Annotated in this window: 23 protein-coding genes, 1 other RNA gene and 1 pseudogene; 22 read left to right on the forward strand and 3 right to left on the reverse strand. The window is 36.4% G+C overall.

The features are described 5' to 3' along the window. Positions 1-18: 18 nt before the first annotated feature. Positions 19-861, reverse strand: coding sequence for an STAS domain-containing protein (locus G6Q10_RS00300; RefSeq protein ID WP_163651729.1), 843 nt, complete (start codon positions 859-861; stop codon positions 19-21). 500 nt (positions 862-1361) lie between these two features. On the opposite strand from G6Q10_RS00300, the pseudogene G6Q10_RS00305 reads away from it, so the two are divergent. The 22 genes and pseudogenes from G6Q10_RS00305 (at position 1362) to G6Q10_RS00415 (ending at position 19853) form a co-directional block, all read left to right on the forward strand. Next, positions 1362-1717, forward strand: a pseudogene (locus G6Q10_RS00305) (DUF488 domain-containing protein). Between the two features lie 72 nt (positions 1718-1789). Then, positions 1790-2137 (forward strand): antibiotic biosynthesis monooxygenase, encoded by a 348-nt coding sequence (locus G6Q10_RS00310; protein ID WP_163651731.1) that lies wholly within the window; start codon positions 1790-1792, stop codon positions 2135-2137. 104 nt (positions 2138-2241) lie between these two features. After that, positions 2242-2973: an NUDIX domain-containing protein gene (locus G6Q10_RS00315; protein WP_163651733.1), complete on the forward strand. Its 732-nt coding sequence runs from the start codon at positions 2242-2244 to the stop codon at positions 2971-2973. Between the two features lie 80 nt (positions 2974-3053). Further along, entirely contained in the window at positions 3054-3809 is a 756-nt protein-coding gene (gene aroD / locus G6Q10_RS00320) for a type I 3-dehydroquinate dehydratase (protein ID WP_163651734.1), read from the forward strand. 91 nt (positions 3810-3900) lie between these two features. Further along, on the forward strand, positions 3901-4137 hold the full coding sequence (gene secG / locus G6Q10_RS00325; RefSeq protein ID WP_163651736.1) for a preprotein translocase subunit SecG: 237 nt from the start codon (positions 3901-3903) through the stop codon (positions 4135-4137). A 122-nt stretch (positions 4138-4259) separates the two neighbouring features. Continuing rightward, positions 4260-5006: an alpha/beta hydrolase gene (locus G6Q10_RS00330; RefSeq protein ID WP_163651738.1), complete on the forward strand. Its 747-nt coding sequence runs from the start codon at positions 4260-4262 to the stop codon at positions 5004-5006. A 22-nt stretch (positions 5007-5028) separates the two neighbouring features. After that, the gene (rnr, locus tag G6Q10_RS00335) at positions 5029-7344 is read left to right on the forward strand and encodes a ribonuclease R (RefSeq protein ID WP_163651739.1); all 2316 of its coding nucleotides are present in this window, start codon (positions 5029-5031) and stop codon (positions 7342-7344) included. 16 nt (positions 7345-7360) lie between these two features. Next, positions 7361-7825 carry an SsrA-binding protein SmpB gene (gene smpB, locus G6Q10_RS00340; RefSeq protein ID WP_163651740.1) on the forward strand — a complete coding sequence of 155 codons (465 nt, stop codon included), beginning with the start codon at positions 7361-7363 and terminating at the stop codon, positions 7823-7825. 74 nt (positions 7826-7899) lie between these two features. Further along, positions 7900-8268: a transfer-messenger RNA gene (gene ssrA / locus G6Q10_RS00345) on the forward strand. 488 nt (positions 8269-8756) lie between these two features. Next, positions 8757-9212 (forward strand): hypothetical protein, encoded by a 456-nt coding sequence (locus G6Q10_RS00355; RefSeq protein WP_163651741.1) that lies wholly within the window; start codon positions 8757-8759, stop codon positions 9210-9212. A 169-nt stretch (positions 9213-9381) separates the two neighbouring features. Then, the gene (locus tag G6Q10_RS00360; protein ID WP_163651742.1) at positions 9382-9870 is read left to right on the forward strand and encodes a hypothetical protein; all 489 of its coding nucleotides are present in this window, start codon (positions 9382-9384) and stop codon (positions 9868-9870) included. 293 nt (positions 9871-10163) lie between these two features. After that, positions 10164-10529, forward strand: coding sequence for a DoxX family protein (locus G6Q10_RS00365; RefSeq protein ID WP_163651743.1), 366 nt, complete (start codon positions 10164-10166; stop codon positions 10527-10529). 179 nt (positions 10530-10708) lie between these two features. Further along, the gene (locus G6Q10_RS00370) at positions 10709-11095 is read left to right on the forward strand and encodes a hypothetical protein (protein ID WP_163651744.1); all 387 of its coding nucleotides are present in this window, start codon (positions 10709-10711) and stop codon (positions 11093-11095) included. 45 nt (positions 11096-11140) lie between these two features. Continuing rightward, positions 11141-12067, forward strand: a complete 927-nt coding sequence (locus G6Q10_RS00375) for a dipeptidase (protein WP_163651745.1) — start codon at positions 11141-11143, stop codon at positions 12065-12067. Between the two features lie 120 nt (positions 12068-12187). Next, positions 12188-13381, forward strand: coding sequence for a multidrug efflux MFS transporter (locus G6Q10_RS00380; RefSeq protein ID WP_163651747.1), 1194 nt, complete (start codon positions 12188-12190; stop codon positions 13379-13381). Positions 13382-13404: 23 nt separating this feature from the next. Further along, positions 13405-14106: an NAD-dependent protein deacylase gene (locus G6Q10_RS00385; RefSeq protein WP_370519535.1), complete on the forward strand. Its 702-nt coding sequence runs from the start codon at positions 13405-13407 to the stop codon at positions 14104-14106. A gap of 41 nt (positions 14107-14147) precedes the next feature. Continuing rightward, a complete protein-coding gene (locus G6Q10_RS00390; RefSeq protein ID WP_163651750.1) occupies positions 14148-15104 on the forward strand; it encodes a LacI family DNA-binding transcriptional regulator in 957 nt (318 codons plus the stop codon). 70 nt (positions 15105-15174) lie between these two features. Next, on the forward strand, positions 15175-15489 hold the full coding sequence (locus G6Q10_RS00395) for a hypothetical protein (protein WP_163651752.1): 315 nt from the start codon (positions 15175-15177) through the stop codon (positions 15487-15489). Positions 15490-15504: 15 nt separating this feature from the next. Continuing rightward, positions 15505-16110, forward strand: coding sequence for an HAD family hydrolase (locus tag G6Q10_RS00400; protein ID WP_163651754.1), 606 nt, complete (start codon positions 15505-15507; stop codon positions 16108-16110). A gap of 122 nt (positions 16111-16232) precedes the next feature. Beyond that, entirely contained in the window at positions 16233-16694 is a 462-nt protein-coding gene (locus tag G6Q10_RS00405) for a MarR family winged helix-turn-helix transcriptional regulator (protein ID WP_163651756.1), read from the forward strand. Next, complete coding sequence (locus tag G6Q10_RS00410; protein WP_163651758.1) at positions 16678-18033, forward strand: MATE family efflux transporter; 1356 nt, start codon at positions 16678-16680, stop codon at positions 18031-18033. Before G6Q10_RS00405 ends, G6Q10_RS00410 begins: the two co-directional genes overlap by 17 nt. A 383-nt stretch (positions 18034-18416) precedes the next feature. After that, the gene (locus tag G6Q10_RS00415) at positions 18417-19853 is read left to right on the forward strand and encodes a hypothetical protein (protein ID WP_163651759.1); all 1437 of its coding nucleotides are present in this window, start codon (positions 18417-18419) and stop codon (positions 19851-19853) included. A gap of 95 nt (positions 19854-19948) precedes the next feature. Here the strand turns inward: G6Q10_RS00415 and G6Q10_RS00420 are convergent, their stop codons facing one another. Then, a complete protein-coding gene (locus tag G6Q10_RS00420) occupies positions 19949-21715 on the reverse strand; it encodes an ABC transporter ATP-binding protein (protein ID WP_163651761.1) in 1767 nt (588 codons plus the stop codon). 39 nt (positions 21716-21754) lie between these two features. After that, positions 21755-22480 carry a MarR family winged helix-turn-helix transcriptional regulator gene (locus G6Q10_RS00425; RefSeq protein WP_197914068.1) on the reverse strand — a complete coding sequence of 242 codons (726 nt, stop codon included), beginning with the start codon at positions 22478-22480 and terminating at the stop codon, positions 21755-21757. Between the last annotated feature and the right edge of the window lie 72 nt (positions 22481-22552).

Here is a 22552-nt window from a genome sequence, read left to right on the forward strand (position 1 = left end):
TTTGACCTTGTCTTTTTTTTACAAAATATCATCATGTCTCAAAGCGGCAAAAAGTGAATTGTATGATTGAACATTTTTAAAATTAATTCCGGCTTGCACAGCTGTCTGGGCAACTTCCGGACGAATACCAGAAAACATGGATTTAATCCCAAGCAATTCGAGAATATTCATCAGCTCAAATAATTCGCCTGCGACCATTGTGTCAAGGATTGGAGAATCAGACATATCAATGTATAATTTTTCAATTTTAGCAAGCGCACATCGTTTTGGGACAGATTCTTTTATTTTTCTAGCACGATGGGTATCAATGTCACCAATAAGTGGCAAAATGGCAATATTTTCAGTGATGGGAATGATTGGTGCCCCTAATTCAGCAATTAGAATTTGTTGTTTTTCAAGATGACTTTGCATCAGAAGCTGATACATTTTTGCAAAGCGTTCGATCAATTCATTAAAGGCAATCTGAACTTGTTCTGTTAGGTCAAGCGCTGTTTGAGGTTTGATTTCTTTTTTGTTTTCAAGAAATCGTTTGATGAATTGCATGAAAATAGCTCGTGTCTCATTTAAGACATGAATGACTTCAAAAACAGGCGTTTCAGAACTAAGGCGTGTTTTTGCTATAGCCACGCTCCATTCTTCAACAAGACGTTTGTATTCTGTTTTGTCATCAAGTAAGTAGGAAATAATTGCTTGAACAATTTGTTGAAGATCCATCCAGAATTGATTGTGATGCGCTTCATCAAAATAAATAGAATCAAAGGGAAGGATGTTATCATTTTTTATTTTTTCTATCCATTTTGTGGCGATGGTTTCAGTGTTTTCTTTTAAATAATTGTAAAGCTCTAATTTGTAGTTTATCATCTCTTTTTCCTCCATATGTAAAATTTCTTGTCATATACTATTGTAAAGTTGAATCTCAAAAATTTCAAAAGAAAGATAGAAGTTTATAATTTTTTTACATAAAAAACCACTACGGAAAGGGAGAAAACCGTAGTGGCCAAAAAGGGAGTTTTGGATTTTTCATTTAAAAAGGGGAAAATGAAAAAGTTTGTTTCTTGTTAGCTTGTAATTATATAATACCTATCCTTAACAAGAATTTACTGTGATTTGTATGAAATTTTTATTAGAAATCTAAAAACTTTTTTTCATGATCGAGTGCATAAAAAAATCACTGTGGAAAAGGAGAGAACCACAGTGATAAAAAAGGAGAATAAGATAAGAAACAATGAAAAAGGGAGAAAAATATTGTTTCTTGTTTATATTTCTATATTAATCGTTAAAGTTAAAAATTTAACGTTAATTTTGTGAGATTTTGCTAATAAAATATTTAAAAAAAGCAAATAAAATGAAAGAAGCTTTATATGCTAAAGATAAAGCACATTTATGAGCAAAGAGGAAATTCAGATGGGTATCGCATTTTAGTAGATTGTATTTGGCCTCGCGGGATTTCTAAAAAAGAAGCACAACTAGACGAATGGAGGAAGTTGCACTATCAACAGAGCTTCGCAAAAATTTTCATGAACAAAAGATAACTTTTACAGCGTTTAAAAAAGAATATTTAACAGAAATAAAAAATAATCCTGCAGCACTTGAATTTAAAAAGAAAATAAATAAACGGTTAATACAGCAAAATATAACACTTCTATATAGGGCAAAAGACGAAATACACAACCAAGCAGCCATTTTGAAAGAGTGGCTCAATGAATCACATTATTGACAATGAGAATCATTATCAATATAATCAAGCTAAATAAGCAGAAATGTGCTATATATAAGGAGGATGTTATAAATGATTATTGTTACAAATACAATCAAGGTGGAAAAAGGTTACGAGGAGCAAGTCATTAAGCAATTTACTGAGAGTGTACTAACTCGCTCGATTACTGAGGTGGAAGGTTTTTTAGGATTTGAACTTTGGAAAACAAATTTAACGCCTGATATCGATTATGGGGAAGTCATTGTTATGAGTAAGTGGACGGATGCTGAATCACAAAAAGCTTGGGTCAAAAGTGAGTCTTTTAAAAAAATACATGGACGTACCAAAGAGTCTCGTGAACAAAAACGGGATCGAAAGGGGATTATTAACAACCATGTCATGCAATATGAAGTAGTACATAATCAGAGTAGCCCGTTATAATTTTAGTAGATTAGGTTTTCAAATGTAGAAAACGGGTATGAGTTATGACAATGGAGTAAAAATATAAATAAAGGTTTCATTGTTAGAAAGAAGAGGGATGAAAAATGGTGAATAAATTTGTAAAAAAGGAAGATGCGCTGAAACATTATGATGCAGAAAAATTTCGTACACCTGATGGTTATACAAGTGATATCTTGCTTTTCACTATTAAAAAGCAAGCTGAAGTACCGAAATTACATGTTCTTTTAATTGAAAGAAGTAAGGAAAATGCAGAGGGAAAACCGAATATTGAAGGCGGAAAATGGGCGATTCCAGGTGGTTTCGTTAATCCGGATGAGGATGCTTATACTGCAGGAGTAAGAGAACTTAAAGAAGAAACGGGACTTTCTGATATTGCGCTTACGGCTTTTGGAGTTTTTGATAAGCCTGGGCGTGATCCTCGTGGGTGGATTATTTCAAGGGCACATTATGCTTTTGCGCCACTTGAATCACTTGGTGAGCGCTTAGCTTCTGATGATGCTGCTAAAGTGGAGTTGTTTTCAGTTGAAGACGCACTCAATTTATCGCTTGCGTTTGACCATAAAGAGATTTTATTAGCGGCTTTTCAAACGGTTACAAAGGAAATGTTACTTTCAACAAAGGTTAGCTGTTTTCTACCAGAATATTTTACAGAGCAGGAGTTATATCATGCTTTAGCGGGATGTACGGTGAAAGAAGCGTTGCCACCATTTGAAGATTTTACGCAGTATCTGCTATTGCTGCCATTTTTAGAGCGCTGTGAAAATAATAAATATCATTTTAGTTCAGAGGCTAATGCGCACAGCATTTTCTTTTGATGTAAAAATTGCAACTTGATGTTGCATTTTTTTATAGTTTAAATTATGGTAAAATCAAAGAAAACTCAAAGGAGTACAGCATGAATACAATAACTGTCAAAAACGTTACTTTTGGTGAAGGGCGGCCAAAGATTTGTGCATCAATCGTTGGTGAAGATGTAGCCAATATCCAAGAAGAAGCTGAATTGATCAAAAAAGCTGCGCCGGACTTGGTTGAGTGGCGTATGGATTTTTTTGACGATGTGGAAGATTTAGCTAAAGTGAAAGTGGCGCTACAAAAAATTCGGGTTATTCTGGATAAGAAGCCCCTTGTTGTTACATTTCGTAGTAAAACAGAAGGCGGAGAACGCGAGCTGCCATTTGGATTTTATTTTGCTTTAAATCAAGAGCTCATCGCAACTGGAATGCCTGATTTTGTTGACTTAGAGCTTTTTAGTGATGAAAAGGGGCTTTTAGAAACAATACATATTGCTCATAAGCGAAATGTAAGAGTTATTATTAGCAATCATGATTTTGCTAAAACACCTACGCAAGAAGAATTGGTTAAACGTCTACGTAAGATGGAATCTCTTGGCGCAGATATAACTAAAATAGCTGTTATGCCGAATTCTCCACAAGACGTCCTTGTCCTTTTGACAGCAACGAATGAGATGAAAGAACAATATGCGACACGCCCATTTATTACAATGTCAATGAATAAAATGGGTGTTATTAGCCGCATGACAGGACAATTATTTGGCTCGAGTGTGACATTTGGTTCAGTAAAAGCAGCTTCGGCGCCTGGGCAAGTTAGTGTTTCTGAATTAAAGAAAATGCTTTCATTTTTTGCGGAGTAATTGTGGCAAATTGATGTGCAGTATTGCGTAGAAGCTAGAAATATGTTAAAATTAATCTTAGTCAATATGGACGGTTTTAGGAGGAAAAATAATGAGTACAGCACTATCTATCATACTCGTCGTTATATCAGTACTATTAGTAATCGTAATTATTCTTCAACCTGGTAAGAGCAATGGTTTATCTGGCGCAATTTCCGGAGGTGCAGAACAATTATTTGGTAAACAAAAAGCAAGAGGATTAGAATTGATTTTGCATCGTGCAACGATTGTTCTAGCAATTATCTTCTTTGCAGTACTGATTATGATGTCTTTTGTATTTAACAAATAAGATGATGCAAGACCACCTGAACAACGGTTTTAGGTGGTCTTGTTGTTTTTAATATTTGAGATTCCAGCGATTTTTTCGTAAACTAGAAACAGAAATGAATTTTTAAGTAGGAGCGTTTAACTATGAAAATTACCCCACCAAAACCATTTTTATTTGAGACGGGAAAAAGAGCTGTGCTTCTTCTTCACGGTTTTACTGGAAGTTCCGCTGATGTACGTATGTTGGGGCGTTTTTTACAGGACCATCAGTATACATGTTATGCTCCTCAGTATAAAGGGCACGGGGTTTCGCCTGATTTACTTTTGCAAACTGGGCCAGACGATTGGTGGCAAGATGTGCTTGATGCCTATGATTATTTGCAAGAGCTTGGATATCAGGAAATTGCTGTGGCGGGGCTTTCGCTTGGAGGTTTATTTTCATTAAAGTTAGGGCTTAATAAACCACTTGTAGGGATTGTTTCGATGAGTACGCCAACAAAAATGGATAGCTCTTCACCAATCATTTCCGGTTATTTAGAATATGTACGCAATTATAAAAAACTAGAGGGAAAAACAACAGAACAAATGGAGCGGGAAATGTTATTTTACCAAGATAAATCAATGGCACAGATTGCTAAGCTAAAAGATGAAATTAATCATGTCATGAGCCAGGTAGATCTGGTTTATACACCTATTTTGGTAGTACAAGGTAAGCTTGATGAAATGGTTGACCCAAATGGTGCGAAGTGGATTTATGACTCGGTAGAATCAACCGATAAAGAATTTATCTGGTATGAAAATTCTGGTCATGTTATTACGATTGATAAAGAACGGAAAAAATTGCAAGATGATATTTTAACATTTTTAAATCAGTTAAATTGGCAAGATTAATATTTTTTAAAGGAGGGAAAAAATGAACCAACACCAAATGGAAGAAAGCGTTATGGAATTCTTAGAAAGGCATCCAGATGGCTTGTTTTCAATGGATGAGCTTGAAGCGGGAATCGAGTTTCACGAGGCGAATGAATTTAAATTAATGGTGAAGGCACTAGTGCATTTGGAAGATAGCGGGAAAATTGTTAGAACAAAGAAAAATCGCTATACATTACCTCAAAAAATGAACTTAGTTAAAGGGACTTTTCGGGCGCACGAACGTGGATTTGGCTTCGTTTTACCTGAGGAGACTGGGCTTGACGATATCTTTATTCCACCTAATGAAGTAAACGATGCGATGAACGGAGATATTGTATTTGCTAAGATCACAAAGCGCAAAGAGAACAATTTAGCTGAAGGTGTGATTAGTAAAATTGTTGAACGAAAAACAACGCAGATCGTTGGGACTTACGTAGAAGATTTTCTCGGAAATGGAAAAGTAATTCCTGATGATAAACGGGTGTTTGGTGAAATAGAGATTGAACTTGAAAGTGGTCTGAAGCCTGTCAATGGTCATAAAGTCATTGTTGAAATTACGGCTTATCCATATGCTCGTGTAGAGGCACGTGGTATGGTGAAGATGATTATTGGTCATCGTAATGATCCTGGTGTAGATATTCTATCCATTATTCACAAACACGGGATCCAAATTGCTTTTTCTGAAGAAGTGATGCAAGAAGCTAGTCTGGCACCGGAAACAATTGATACACTTGATATTGGGGATCGTCGTGATCTGCGTGAGGAGTTAATTATTACAATTGACGGTGCTGATGCTAAAGATTTGGATGATGCGGTTACGGTTACAAAGCTTAAAAATGGGCATTATAAATTAGGTGTGCATATTGCCGATGTGACGCATTATGTTGCAAGAGGTTCGGAGCTTGATAAGGAAGCACTAGACCGAGGGACAAGTGTTTATTTGGTTGATCGAGTTATTCCGATGTTGCCACATAAGCTTTCTAATGGGATTTGTTCTTTGAATCCACAAGTTGATCGCTTTACAATGAGCTGTGAAATGGAGCTTAATGCAGACGGAGAAGTCATCAGTCATGAAATTTTTGAAAGTGTAATTAAAACAGCAGAACGAATGACTTACAATGATGTAAATGATATTTTGGTAGCAAAAGATGCAGATTTACGCAGCAAATATCAAGTTATTGTTCCGATGCTTGAAACAATGGAAGAGCTTGCCCACATTTTACGACATAAACGTGAAAAACGAGGGGCTATTGATTTTGATTTTAAAGAAGCGCGTGTTGCAGTAGACGAAAATGGACATCCTGAAGCGGTTGTGATTCGTGAGCGTTCAGAAGGCGAGCGTTTGATTGAAGAATTTATGCTTGCAGCGAATGAAACCGTAGCTGAACACTTTCACTGGATGGATGTGCCGTTTATTTATCGAATCCATGAGGATCCAAAAGAAGAAAAGCTCACACGTTTTTTTGAATTTATTACTAACTTTGGCTTAATTGTAAAAGGAAGCATTGATCATATTCATCCAGCTGCACTTCAACAAGTACTTGATGAAGTAAAAGGTAAGCCGGAGGAAATGGTCGTTTCAACAGTAATGTTAAGATCAATGCAGCAAGCAAAATATGATACAGTAAGTTCAGGACATTTTGGTTTGGCGACCGATTTTTATACGCATTTTACGTCACCAATTCGTCGTTATCCTGATTTAATTGTTCACCGATTAATTCGTGAATATTTAATTCACGGAGATGTTCGTGAAGAAACGTTAGCTAAAAATGCCGAAGAACTTCCTGGAATTGCAGAACATGCCTCGAAAATGGAACGACGTGCAGTCAGTGCTGAACGAGAAACAGATGAACTTAAAAAGACGGAATTTATGGCTGATAAAGTTGGCGAAAGATTTACTGGCATTATTAGTTCGGTTACTAATTTTGGTTTGTTTATTGAATTACCTAATACGGTTGAAGGCCTTGTACATGTGAGTGCAATGAAAGGGGATTATTACCGTTTTCATCAAAATTTACTAGCGATGATTGGTGAACGAACGGGACAAGTCTATCGTATTGGTGATAAGGTTGAAATCGAAGTAGCAAAAGTGGATATTGATACACGTGAGGTTGACTTTAAGTTGTTAAGTGAGGGGAAAGCAGGTGCTCGCCAAAAACCAAAAGCAGTGGCAAGCTCATCTCCAAAACGCCAAAATCATAATAAAAATAAAGAAGATGAATGGCATACAAAACCTAAAAAGAAGAAAAAACGCGCTTTTTATGAAGGTGTAGCTAAAAAAGGTCAACCAAAAAACAAAAAGAAAAAACGCCGTTAGAAGGGACTGATTAAAATTGCCAAAAGGAGAAGGGAAACTCATTGCCCAGAATAAAAAAGCCCGCCATGATTACGCCATTGAAGAAACTTTTGAGGCGGGCATTGTACTTCAAGGAACAGAAATTAAATCCGTTCGAAATGCGCGTGTTAATTTGAAAGATTCTTATGCACGTATTAGCCAAGGAGAAATTTTTCTTCATAACATGCATATTAGCCCTTATGAGCAAGGAAATCGTTATAATCATGAGCCACTTAGAACGCGAAAACTTTTACTTCACAAAAAGCAAATTAGCCGCTTGATTGGTGAAACAAAAGAAGCTGGATATTCTATTGTACCGCTTAAACTTTACCTTAAAGATGGCTATGCAAAAGTATTAATTGGCGTTGCTAAAGGGAAGAAAAAATACGACAAACGTGAAGATTTAAAACGAAAAGAAGCAAAACGTGACATCGAACGAGCATTTAAGGAAAGACAACGATGAATAAAGTGGGGAGTAACAAAGGCTTGTGCTCCTCATTAAATTTCGTTATACTAGTAATGCTATCTTTTTATCTTGGGGATGTTACGGATTCGACAGGGATAGTTCGAGCTTAAACTGCGTATCGAGGGGATCGTCCTCGTTAATAACGTCAAAGCCAATAATAACTGGCAAACAAAAACAAAACTTAGCTTTCGCTGCTTAATCGCAGTCTGAATGCTGATCCTCCGTGCATCGCCCATGTGCTACGGTCAGGGTCTTACTCTAAGTGGGATACGTTTAAAGGCTTCCGTTTGTAGTCTTTAAAAAGAGAGCAATCAAACTAGCTGAAAGAAAGCCTGTTGCCGGGCCGAGTTTCAAGCGAATTGCGAATACGGTAACTATGTGCGTAGAAGTTTAAGTGCCGATATTTCTGGACGCGGGTTCGACTCCCGCCATCTCCATTCGTTGAATAATGATGAAAGACTTTGAAAGGTATGGATCGCTTGTGTTATGCGGTTTACGCCTTTTTTGGTTTGTAGAGGATTAGGGTGAGTTGTGTTGTTTAAGTTTTTTTCACTGATTTACTACTAGTGAAGTTTGTTTTTGAGAGAACGCGATAGAATATGAAAACGCCGCTTTTTTTGTATCCGATTTCATGCTATGATAAAAATGGAAAGAACAAAAAAGAGAGATTGCTTTAATAATATTTGGATGCCCTTTAGTTCTAGACATATCTCCTATCGACTAACTTCAGCAACTACAACAAAAGACCCAAACTATTGTTCTAAATTAGTCTTTCAATCTTTTTATTATGGAAGTGGAAGTGCTGAAGTGATTGAACCAGCTTTTGCAGGTTTAAACTTTGTAAGCCCTGCTGCGTTACCTAATACATTTAAAGGAAAATATGTCCCTTATAAAGTAGGCACTTACTAATTTGAAGGAGCTGTCATTCATGAAAAAAATTATGATAGGAATCCTTATATTTATTGTTGCAATAATTGTTATTGTAGAAGGTTACTATTATGGCAATATGTTTTATCAAAAATCGCAAGCTAAAAAGCCTATTGAAGAAGCAATACAAAGCTTACGCATTCCTAAAAAAGAAATGTATACCTTGACAGATAATAAATATGAGTCCAGTAATTTAGGAAGTCATATAGAAACAACCATCACTACAAAAAAAGATTATGAAAATTGGAAAGAGATTGTATTAAAACAAGGACATTATTTAGACCCTCATAAAGGCAAACTAACAAATAAGAAAAAATTAGAGAAAATAGAGAATGGCGAGCTTACCTACAGCTTTTTTTATGACCCCAAAACCAAGAAAGTATCAATCAGCTATAATATAAATGGTACAGGGGTGAGCGCAGATAAATTAAAATATTTTAGTTATGCTAAGAAATAAATGTAAATAAAAAAACAGGGTTAAAAGGCAATCAAATTTCTTGCTTTTAAGCTTTAGAAAGCGCTTATATTACCTATTCACAACAAAAAACAGGCAGCCTATGATTTTGTGTTCAATTGATGTTACCATAAAAATGTAAGATAAAAATAATATGAAGGAGAGATGAAATGTGAAAAAAAGTTTACTTGTTTTGGGTTTTATATGTTCTTTTCTTTTATTCGTTAACGTTTCAAATGTCTATGCGAGTGAAAATTTGCTTGTGAATGGCGATTTTAAGGATGGCTTAAATGGCTGGGAAAATGTAAATCCTACAGATGTCAAGATAATAAAGGAAGGGGATACTAACTTTGCTAGAGTTGCTAATGGTTCTGAGGGGTATATTACGCATCAGACTGTAAAAAATTTAGTGCCAAAAGCAACGTACATTCTTACTGCAGATTCGAGGCTGAGCAATAATAATACTAAAGCTGAACTAGGGATTAGGACGGATAAGGTTTCCAGTTTATCTGTTATACCTAGTACATCATTTATTTCACAGACTACAAAATTAGAAGCAAATTTTGAAGGAGTTCTTGACGTTTTCTTTTTAATCGAACCTTTCCCGTTGACTAATACGCATGCAGACTTTACCAATTTTGTGTTAACAAAAGAAGCGTAATTTATTTTAAAAAATATAGAAAAGAGCGCACTAGCTAAATAAACTAGTGCGTTTTTCCATCCATTTTATCATTGTCAAAAATAAATCGTTTTTTGGTGTTCTATTTTGCAAGGCTTTTGAAAACGATTTCCACTAAAATGGTGCTGCTGGAGAGATAACGCTTCCATTTCAAAATAAAAAACAAGAGAACCATAGTAAATAAACCCTCATTGCTCACTAACAAACTATTTCAACTTGCTTATTAAAAGTGATAAACTTATGTTAAGTAATTAGAAAAGGAGGAATGAGATGATATGAAAAATATTTTTCAAGCTGTCATTGGTTTAATGATTATTCAACATGGTATTTCAAAACTTGTTTCCTTTTCACAAACGGAAGCCTTTTTTAGCAGTTTAGATTTACCTGTTATTGTTCTTATTGGGACAATAACGATTGAACTTGCAGGAGGGCTTGCGTTAGTCTTGGGTCTATTTGTTCCATATGCAAGTTTGTTAATTATTGCTACTTTAGCTGGTGCCCTTATAAAAGTCCACTTGTCTGAGGGATACGCAGGAATGGAATTGGTATTACTTTACATTGTTTGCTTAGCTTACTTTGTGGTAACGAATCGTTTTAATAAAGTCTGGAGCTGGAAAAAAAGTGGGGATTCCTATCAATAAAGCAAAATAAGAGGTTGGGGCATAAATTATGTTCTAATCTCTTATTTTTTTAGTCTGCTTTGGCTAATATGAATGCAAAATCGAAGTTTTTAGCTGTGTCTACGAAGAAGAGAGATTGAATTTTTCGATTCGCATGATAAAATAAATGGATAACCCATTAGAATCGAGGTTTTGCTAAATTGAGTTTAAAGCAGAAATTAGAAGCAGAGGTTCATACTTTTGCTGCTCAAAGCGGTCTTGAAATAACAACGACTGATTTATTATATGCAGGGCCAAATATGCGTGGACGACATAGCCTGATCCTTTGTTTTACTAATATTGGCTTGTTTACTTTTTCCTTCCATTTGGCAGAAGCTGTCATGTATTTTTTACCTAAAGAAGAGCTACATAAGGTTGAGTTACAAAAGAAAACGCTGGTTTATCTTCTTCAAATTACAACAATAAATCAAGCGGGGCAAGTGGAGCAGGGGAAATATTTTGTTAGCAAACGAGTTTTGGGTAGAAGCTGGCATAGGGCAACCCTAATAAAAATGATTGATAAACACAATCAATCGTGGTTTGACTGAATTGTGTTATACTGAAATAAGAACAACTTTGAGGAGGGCCATTAAATGAAAATAGTCGATATGCACTGTGATGCGCTTTATAAACTTCAAGATAGTAAAGGAAAGTTAACGTTTCAGGATTCACCTGAACTAGATGTGAATTTTGAACGGCTAATTGAAGGAGATGTGCTACTTCAAGGGTTTGCGATTTTTTTAGATCCAGAAGTGCCAGTCGAGCAAAAATGGAAGCGGGCTAGTGAGCAGAGGACGATTTTTAAACAACATGTTTTGCAGCGAAATGGCATGATGAAAGCACTTAAGAAGTGGAGTGATCTTCTCGAGTTAGCTGAAGGGAATATTGCTTCGGTGTTAACACTTGAGGGTGTGGAGCCAATTGGGCAGGATTTAGAAAAGCTAGGGCAATTACTTGATGAAGGTGTATTGTCTGTAGGTCTAACTTGGAATTATCCTAATTTAGCGGCTGATGGTATTGAAGAGCCTCGTGGGGCAGGGCTTACAGTTTTTGGTAAACAGATTGTCGAACTTTTAAATGAACGAAAAGTATTTACAGATGTATCACATTTAAGTATTAAAAGCTTTTGGGACGTAATGGAATTGGCAGAGTTTCCGATTGCAAGCCACTCGAGTGCTAAAGCAATTTGTCCGCATATGCGAAACTTAAGTGATGATCAAATAAAAGCAATGATCGAACGCGATGCAATGATCCATGTGATTTTTTATCCGCTGTTTACAAAGGAAAATGGGTCGGCAAAAATGGAAGATGTTATTCGGCATATTGATCATATTTGTGAACTTGGTGGAATTAAAAATATTGGATTTGGTTCGGATTTTGATGGGATTCCTTCGCATATTAAAGGATTGGAGCATGCAGGGAAACATCAGGCTTTTATTGCTGAATTGAGAAAGCATTTTTCTGAGGAAGAAGTAGCTGGTTTTGCACATCAAAATTTTTTAAATCATTTACCCAAATAAAATTAGTTAAAGGATTTGAGGCATAAACAAAATAAATTGGTGATAAGGAACGCGAGATGCGCTACATACGCCATATTTATCTGTCTTAATCGCTTTTTTCATTAAGTATGGTGAATTTTTATGACGGATTGGAAGAAAAATTTATATATTGTTTGGATTGGATGTTTTTTAACTGGGACAGGGCTTAATTTAATTATGCCATTTTTGCCGCTTTATATTGAAGAGCTTGGTGTACATAATCATGCGCAAGTTAGTTTGTGGTCTGGGATCGCACTTAGCTCGACTTTTCTTGTATCAGCTGTGATGTCACCGATTTGGGGAAGTCTTGCGGATCGGAAAGGACGCCGTGTCATGCTTCTTCGTGCAGCGCTTGGGATGTGTCTTGCAATGGCTTTAATGGGCATTGTAACGAACGTTTATCAATTTGTTGGCTTACGCTTGTTAATGGGGATTTTTTCAGGTTACATTTCTACAGCTAATGCTTTGATTGCAACACAAGTCCCAAGGCATAGAAGTGGTCAGGCGCTTGGGATGCTGTCGACTGCGGCTGTGTCTGGTGTTTTGATTGGGCCATTAATTGGTGGTTTTCTAGCTGATTTATTTGATATGCGGTTGGTATTTTTTCTTACAGGGACACTGCTTGCTTGTAGCTTCTTTTTGACGCTCTTTTTTGTTAAAGAAAATTTCACACCAGTTGAAAAACATAAAATGTTGACCGCTCGCCAGGTAATAGGTGGGCTTGAGCATCCAACTTTGATTTTTAGCTTATTTTTTACAACGATGATTATTCAAGTTGCAATTAATTCTGTGAATCCAATTATGACGCTTTACGTAAGAGAACTTGCTGGGAATGTCCAAAATATTGCTTTTATTAGTGGTGTTATTGCTTCGGTTCCAGGAGTGGCCGCTCTTTTAACAGCTCCGCGATTAGGGAAATTAGGTGATAAAATTGGCACAGAGCGGATATTGTTTTGGGCATTATGTGGTTCACTGATTTTGCAAATTCCGATGGCTTTTGCACAAAGTCCTATTGAGCTTGGCATTTTGCGTTTCTTGCTTGGCATAACGGATGGCGCTTTGCTTCCAGCTGTACAATCATTACTTGCTAAAAATACGCCACGCCATATTTCGGGACGTATATTTGGCTATAATCAATCTTTTCAATATGTTGGAAATGTTGTTGGCCCGTTAGCAGGATCGGCCATTGCTGCACATTTTGGGTATAGTGAAGTTTTCTTGGTTGTAGCAGGGATTATTTTTATTAATATCATTATTTCATTTTTTGCTAATAAAAAAATACATCAAGGAAATTAGGAGGAAGTAAGATGAAAGCGGAAATTGAAACATTAAAACTAGCATTACAACAATTGCGAAATATTGTTTTTTTGACTGGGGCTGGTGTTTCTGTGCCATCAGGAATCCCTGATTATCGCTCGAAAAATGGCTTATATCAAAGGTCAGAAGGAAGACAACCTGAATATTTATTAAGTGAGCAATGCTTAATGAATGAACCAGATCTTTTTTACTCTTTTGTTAAAACAAAGATGTATTATCCAGGTGCGAAGCCAAATATTATTCATCAGAAAATTGCGATGATGGAGCAATCTTTTCATAAACAAGTGACAACGATTACACAAAATATTGATGGTCTTCATGAAGCAGCTGGTGCGAAAGACGTAGTGAATTTTCATGGGAGCTTGTCCAATTGTTATTGTATAAGGTGTGGTGCAGAAGTTCGGGCTGAGGATTACTTAAAAAGTAATGTTCACGCTAATTGTGGTGGAATGATTCGCCCAGATGTGGTGCTTTATGGTGAAGGAATTCAAGCCGAGGCCTTTGAACGGGCGGTTTCAGCGGTACGTCATGCGGAACTTATTGTGATCGTAGGAACTAGCTTCCAAGTCAGTCCTTTTTGTCATTTGATCGATTATCGTAACCCTGAGGTGCAAGTTTTTGCGATCAATAAAAATCCGTTAGAATTAAACATTCCGTTTGTCATGGTAACAGGGGATGCAGCGCAAGTTTTTCAAGAAGTGTGAAGGAGCTTAAAATTTAAGAAAAACAAGGAGCGACCATGAAGATGACAAATATTAAAGAAATTGCTAAGTTAGCTGGTGTTTCTGTAACAACGGTTTCTCGCGTTTTGAATGAGCATCCTTATGTCGCAGAGGATAAACGTTCTCGTGTACTTCATGTGATTGAAAAACTTGACTATACACCAAATCGAAGTGCAAGAAATTTAGCGCGTGGTAGAACGAATACGGTCGGTGTTATTTTACCTTATAATGATCACCCATGGTTTGATAAGGTTGCTAATGGGATCTTGGAAGCAGCATTTCAAGAGAAGTATTCGGTGATCTTCTTTCCTACGAATTATGATCCGAAAATAGAAGAAAAAAATTTACTGATGTTAAAAACGAAACAAGTAGACGGATTAATTATCACTTCACGTGCAAATTCGTTGGAAAAAATTGTCCCCTTTACAGAATATGGGCCAATTATTTTAAATGAATATACGGATATTCCTGAGTTCTCGTGTGCTTATGTTGATCGGTTGTTAGCTTTTTGTGAAGGTTTTTCATTTTTAAAGGAAAATGGGAATAAGCGGGTAACCTTTACAACGGGAAGGGACAGTGCGTTAAGTCCGAGTACGGCTAAGAAAATAGAAGCGTATCAAACCATTTTTGATACAATAGAGGAAGATGACTATTTGTTAGATTGTTATACAGTGGAAGATGGCTATTTAGCGGCTCAATACTTTTTTGAAGAAGCAAAATGGAGACCAGATGCGATTTATGCAAATGGAGATGAAGTAGCAGCGGGGATGCTCCTTTATGCCGAAAAAAGGGGGTTGCGTGTACCAGAAGACGTAGCGATCCTCGGCCAAGAAAACTTGCCAATTAGTAGGGTGTTACATTTAACAACACTTGATCATCATTTGAAAGAATTGGGAAAAACAGCCTTTAATATTTTCTTTTCGGGTAAAATTAGAAAACAAAAAATTGCGCATTCATTAATTAAACGAAGTACAGTATAAAAATACTTGACCTGAAACCAGTTTCATCATTTAAAACAGAAGTAAGAGATGATGGAAAGGGTGAGATATTTTGAAAATAGAAGGTGTTTGTAAGGTTTTTTCACAACTAGGGATGGAATATCGGTTTGGTGTTTTTTACATCGAACGTGATTATCTAGTGTTTAAGCAAGATTATAGTTTTGGAATGAGTAAAAAACATACGTATCCTTTAAAGACGTTACGAAATATAGCTTTGCTACCTGAAAATAGAAAAGTTTGCTTAATGTTTGAATGTCATCCGATTCAATTTGAAATAGATGGGCAGATTGAGCACTTACAACCGTTTTATGATGAACTCCGTGGAAGAAGCGCAAATTATGCGCCACTTGCTAAAAAAGAATGTTAAAGGAGGATAGGGTATATGTACAAAGCGATTATATTTGATGTTGATGGGACGATTTTAGATACAGAAGATGCCGTGCTTGATTCATTACAAGAAACGCTCCTTGAAGTGGGCTTAGACTATCATAAGACGGATCTGCGTTTTGCTTTAGGGATTCCAGGCAAGAAAACGATTGAGCAATTAAATATTTCTCATAGCAAGGAGTTCTTAGAAAGATGGCAGCAAAAAGAATTTGCCTTTCGTGATCGAATCAAAATCTTTGCTGGTTTGAAAGAAGTGTTTGAAAAAATCCCGCAAGGTGGGGTGGTTACTTCAAAAGATGCACTAGAAATGGAGCAAGGTTTTTATCCTTTTGGAATTGCGCATTATTTTGATGCCATTGTTTGTGCCAGTGATACCGAAAACCATAAACCACACCCAGAGCCCCTTTTAAAAAGTTTGTCGATGTTAGGAAGAAAGCCAAATGAAGCGCTTTATATTGGGGATTCACCTTATGATATGGCTGCTGCACATGCTGCAGGGATGCACTTTGGTCTGGCTTTATGGGGAGCGAAAACGACATCTGGTTTTGAAGCAGCAGATTTTATTTTTGAAAAGCCTGCTGATGTTTTGGGGTGTATTTAAGGGGAAAGGGCGGATGTTTCATTATTCGTCCGTTTTTTATCCAAAAAAATGGTTGCGCAATCAACCAACTACTGTTATACTGAAAAAGCTGTCATCAACATATACTAAGCGAGGTGAAAAAGTTGGCTGAAAAACTTGAGATTATTGCAAAATCAATTTCAATTATTCATCGGGCAGAAGATGCGTACAAGAATGATCGCTTAGCTTCGATTGGGCTAAATCGTGGACAATTGCGCTATTTATGGGCGCTTTATCAAGAAGACGGCATTACACAAGAGTCACTTGCTAAACGTTTTTTAACAGATAAAGCCAATGTAACGCGGCATATGAAGCGTCTTAAGGAACTAGATATGGTTAAATGTTCCGTGAATCCAGCTGATAAGAGAACGCATCGGGTTTTTTTGACTGAAAAAGGACAGAGGATACGGCCTTTGATTGAAGATACAACATTGTGTTGGAATGATTTTCTAACAGCAGGTTTTACAGAGCAAGAACGAAATGAATTACTTCGTCTGCTACTTAAGATGGCAGAGAATGCGGCAGACGTAATGAAAAGAGAGGTTATAAATGAAAGAACAGAGTAGACGTTTAGGGGAAGATAGTATACCTGCTTTAATGGCACGACTTTCTATACCAGCATTTATTGGTATGTTTGTGATGGGCATGTATAACATCGTGGATACGATTTTTGTATCTTATGGTGTTGGCGCACAGGGCGTTGCAGCGCTCTCGATTGCTTTTCCAGTGCAGATGATTTTAATGGCTATGGCAGCAATGTTTGGTATTGGGGGAGCATCAATTATTTCAAGGTCACTTGGTGCGGGGGAGCAGAAGCAGGCAAACCGTGTGTATCATCAAGTCATTTGGTTAGTTGTTTTAAGTAGTATTTTAATTGCACTGATTACTTTTATTTTTTTAGATCCACTTATTCGTTTTTTTGGAGCACCAGCTGATATTCATAATGTCACAAAGGATTTTCTTTCTGTTATTTTACTTGGCGCTGTGTTTCAAACGTTTGGCATGGCGATGAACAATATTGTTCGATCAGAAGGAAATGCAAGAACAGCGATGTTAACAATGATTATTTCAGCTGTGCTAAATATGTTGTTAAATCCACTTTTTATTATGGGATTTCATATGGGTGTGCGTGGTTCAGCGCTGGCAACTGTTATCTCACAAGCGGTGGGTGCAGCATGGTTATTAATCTATTTTCTTTCAGGAAAAAGCTCGTTATCTCTTAGCGGGTTTAAATTCCAGATGGATTGGTCAATGATCATGCGCATAGTTGCAATTGGCTTCCCATCGTTTATTATGATGTCAGCTGGAAGTATTGTAACGATTGCGGTGAACTGGATGTTACAAGTTTATGGTGGAACTTTAGCGATTGCTGTTTACGGGATTGCGAATCGAATTGTTACATTTGCGATTATGCCGATTAATGGCGTGACTCAAGGAATGCAGCCGGTTGTTGGTTTTAACTATGGTTCAAAGAATTTAGACCGAGTAAGTAAAGCGGTGAAACTTTCAATGCTTGTAGCAACAGCTATGTCGCTTGTTGCTTGGGGAATGGTAGAGATTTTCCCAATGCAACTAGTGAGGATATTTTCAAATGAACCGCAAATCATTAGCGAAGGAGCAACAGCTGTACGTCTTATCTTGCTTGCAGCACCAACAATTGGTTTTCAAATTGTTTGCGGTGGTTTATATCAAGCGTTAGGACAAGCACGGATTTCATTTATTATTTCGTTAATGCGCCAAATTATTTGTTTGGTTCCACTGCTACTTATTTTGCCAAACTTTATTGGTTTACATGGTGTGTGGTATGCATTTCCTTTAGCTGATTTAATTGCATTTACGGTTTGCCTTGTTATTTTATTAACCACTTCTAAGCGAATAATTAATGAAAAGCAAGCAGAGATATAAATAAATTGTTGAAGAGGTTTGTCAGACTTCCGGTTCGGTTTCTGGCAAACTTTTTTAATACAAATGCTGTCATTCGATTTGTCGTGTTCGATATGTAGAACCTATGCTCATTTTTTAAGATAGATAGCTGAATTGTATGATATCCTAGGATCTTTTTTTGTGATTTGGAAATATTTTCGCGATGAATGTAAGGGACCTAGTCCTTGATAACGCGACAATGTCTCGTTTTTGCTCATTTTCTTTATTATTATATTATAGTATACTCTTTTACGTAATATAATTTACTTATTTTGGGACGAAGGGAGAAAGTTAACAAATCCAAATAAATGAATATTAGTAAAAAAATTAAAACTCATTAAAGGCTAGGAGCGAAAGATATAAACATGAAAAAGCGAATCATAGTACCGGTTGTACTTGCTACATCGTTGGTATTTACAGGATGCGGTGTGGGTACAGAGAAAAATTCAAACAAAGCGGATACTAACAACCCGGTTGAGAATAATAGTATAACAAAAGGTGTAAGTAAAGAAGTAGCAGAATATGTGGATACAATATTCTCAAATGTAAAAGCAAATTGGCCTTATATAAAGAATGTATGGCCAAAAGCTAATTATAAAGATAACAATTTGCTTCTTTTTTATACAAATTCCAAAGGTAAAGTAGACAAAGTATGGAAAATAAACACAAAAGAGAAGAAAGAATTAAAACCTCAAGAATACAAAAATATAACAAATCCATCAGTTGGTGGTTATAAAGATCTAAAATTTGATGGCAAGAAATCAATCATGTTAACAATTAATAAAGAGTATATAGGGATGATGCAGCAGACACCACCAAAAATCAAACAAAAGTTTGCTAAATTTAACATGACATATACTGTTGCTACTCATGAACTCTTTCATTATTTTTACCAACCAGCAGAATTGAAAAATGAGTTGATTCAGGGAACAGGAAATAGAAGTCAAGAGTACCCGATAGCTTCTGAACCGAGATTATACAGGAAAATGTTATTGTTGAATCTAGCAGAAGCGTATACGAATAAATCAAAACAAGAAGAATATCTTGGAAAAGCAAAATATTGGCTTGAAGAATGGAAAGCAAAAGATCCAGTCGAGGCTAAAAACGCGCAGGCAGTGGACTTTATAGAAGGCCAAGCTCGCTATGTAGAATATTTAGGTGAAATAGCTTCTCCAAGCTTAACGGAGAAACAAAAAGAAACGGCTAAAAAAGATATCCTCTTTTATGATAAAAAGAAAGCTTTTTCTGCGCCAGATGAGGAAGGTTATGAAATTGGTTTCATGGGCGGTATCTTGTTAGATAGAGTAAAACCTGGATGGAAAAATAACTATTTCCAAAATAAGCAACCGATTGCTGATCTACTTTTACAAAATATTCAACCAATCAAAGAAAGTGTAAATACTACAGTAAAAAAAGAGGTTGAAAAAGAAATCAATACACAGAACCAGCAGAGTTCAAAAGGAATGAATGCTGTTGATCAATTCTTATCCAATAAGAAAATAGCGGCTTTAAAAATTCCAAGTTCTCTCCAAAATGGTAGCTACAATGTGGAAGGTTTCTATAAGTATAAAAATAAGGATGTCATATTAGGATTTAGTGCATCTTTTGAATCTAAAACAGTAGGGATTAATGTACAAAATGTAAATATTATTAATATGGGGGACTGTTATTTAATCCCTTTAAATGAAGAATATACGCTAAAGGATGGAGAGCTCACATTAAATGGCGGTACTCTTTCAGGGAAAGCCAAATCCGTTCAAACAGCAAATGAGGATGGTAGGACGGTTCTTATCCTTCAATAGTTATAAAAACATGAAGACACTACAAGATGGCGACTGTTCCATTTTGTAGTGTCTACTTTTTTGTCATTTTATACAAAACAAGAGAACCAACGTGGTTAACTTACCATTTGTTCATTCACATATTGAGCATAAAGTGGGTGGTCTTTAATTAATTCGATATGTTTACCATGTCCAGTTACTTGACCTTTTTCAATGAAATAAATTTGATCGGCATGTACGATTGTAGATAAGCGGTGAGCGATAACTAAAGTTGTTCGGCCGACCATCAATTTTTCCAAGGCGCGTTGAACTTTTTCTTCTGATTGTGAATCTAAGCTTGCGGTTGCTTCGTCTAGCATTAAAATTTTAGGGTCTCTTAAAAAGGCTCTAGCAATAGCGAGACGTTGTTTCTGTCCGCCTGAAAGTTTGACGCCACGTTCACCAATTTCCGTATTTAGTTGTTCAGGGAAGTCTTTAACAAATTGTTCTGCGTAAGCGAGGGATAGACCTTTCCACAATTCTTCATCAGATAGTTTTTGTGGTAAACCATATTGTAGGTTATCGCGAATAGTTCCTGCAAAAATAGCACTATCTTGAGAAACGTAACCAATTTGTGATCGCCAGTTTTCTAAATCGATATTTTGGATGTCTTGGTCACCAACAAGGATCGAACCATTTTGAGGATGGTAAAAACGCTCTAATAAAGAGAAAATAGTTGATTTACCCCCGCCACTTGGGCCGGCAAAAGCAATAACAGTATTAGGTTTTGCTTCAAATGAGACATCTTTTAGAATAGGTTGATTTTCTGCGTAGCTAAAAGTAAGGCGATTTACTTTGATTGTTTGACCAACAACATCAACCGTTTTACCTTGTCCAGATGGCTCAGTATCAATTTCTAAGATTTCTTGAATACGTTCTGTTGCGCCCATTGATTTTTGAACTTGAGAGAAGAAAGTAGCAAAACTCATAACGGGTGCAATGATGTTAAACAAATAGATTAAGAACGCGACTAAAGAACCGCTTGTTAGGGTGCCAGCTTGTACTCGTACGGCGCCGTAACCAAGAATACCAACGAAAAGCCCTAGCATAGCTGTCATCATGACAGGTTGTAAGATCGCTTCAACTTTAGCATCTTTTACGCCAAGTGTGAAAATTTTATGGATGAATTTTTTTCCAGAAGCTTTTTCAAAATCTTCGCCATTACTTGCTTTAATTAAGCGAACTTCTGCTAATTTTTCACTTGCTTCAGCGTTGAAATCGGCTGTTGCTGCTTGTAGTTGACGACCAAGTTTTGACATAATTTTTCCAATAGGTACCATGATAATAGCGAGAATTGGAATTGCTCCAAACATGATGGAAGCCATTTTCCAATCCATTAAAAATAAAATGATAATCGAGCCAACTAATTGAATGGCACCAGTGACAAAGTTCGGAAATTGAGAAGTCACGAGTTCTTTGATAACAGACGTGTCATTCACTAGTCGTGAACTACTTTCTCCTGATTTATGGTTATCAAAATAGCCAACAGGTAATTTCAATAAATGGTTCCATAATTTTTCGCGTAGGGTTTTAACAGCACTTTCACCAACATAGCGTAAAAGGTAACCGCCAATCGTTCCGAAACCTAGTTGAACAGCAAAAGCTAAAATTAAAATAGTGAGCATTTTCCCATCTATTTTTGATAAACCGCTTGTATCCACCAAGCTCTTTGTTAGTTGTGGAACAATTAAACTTGCCCCACTTGTAACTAGGCTTAGGAGCATCCCAAAGAGAAATAACGCTTTTTTAGGATTGACACTATTAATTAACTGTAAAAAATCTTTAAATTTAAATTTTCGTGTTGTTTTGGGTAATTCTTCTGATGGATTTACTTCATTTTGCATCCTTTTTTCCTCCTCTAGTGACTATCAAGAAAGTTGCACTTATTCTTCGTCTTGTTTTTCAAATGGTTTTTGTGGAAAAAATCCCATTTCACGCCAAAAATTAGGGTTTTCTCTTCGACCAAAACCTCTTGGGAAGTTTGGCGGAAAACTGTGACCACGACGGTTATTTGCAAAAGATGATTCTTTCATCATCTTTCGTATTTCTTTGCGCAAATTTTTTACTTCATCGGGTGTTAACTCTTGCCAGTTATGGCCAAAACGTTCCATAAGTGATTCGCGCATTTCTTGCATAGCTTGCATCCGGTCCATTGGATCAACAAATCGTTGTGCTTGTTGTTTTAAATCTTCATTCCAACCGTCTGCAACTTTCTGTAGATATTCGCTAAATTGTTTTTTCTCATTTTGATTAAGTCCAGAGAAAAAGTTTTCACTATAATCTTCTTTTTTTAACGCCGCATTTTCTTTGGCATTTAATCGGCCAGCTTCCGTTAGATAGACACGCTTAATTCTTTTATCTCCGGCGTCTTCTTTTCGATGAATGTCGCCTTTTTCTTCCATTTTTTTTAATAATTCAGCAAGCGAACTAGGACGTAGATCTAGTACTTCTGCTAAATAGCTTTGTGTCAATCCGTCTTCTAATCCTAAGACAGCAAGAACTCTTTGCTGACCAGTCAGCTTTTGTTTTTTTTGACTCATATAAGCATTGCTAGCTTCACTGATAAAATGCAGTTGCTTCATAAGCTCATCTGTAAAATGACTCATCATTAATTCCTCATTTCGAATAATTTGTTCGGCACCGAATCTTTATTTCGATATTCATTATAGTTCGGTGCCGAA

The organism is Listeria sp. PSOL-1, assembly GCF_902806445.1.
GTDB lineage: Bacteria > Bacillota > Bacilli > Lactobacillales > Listeriaceae > Listeria.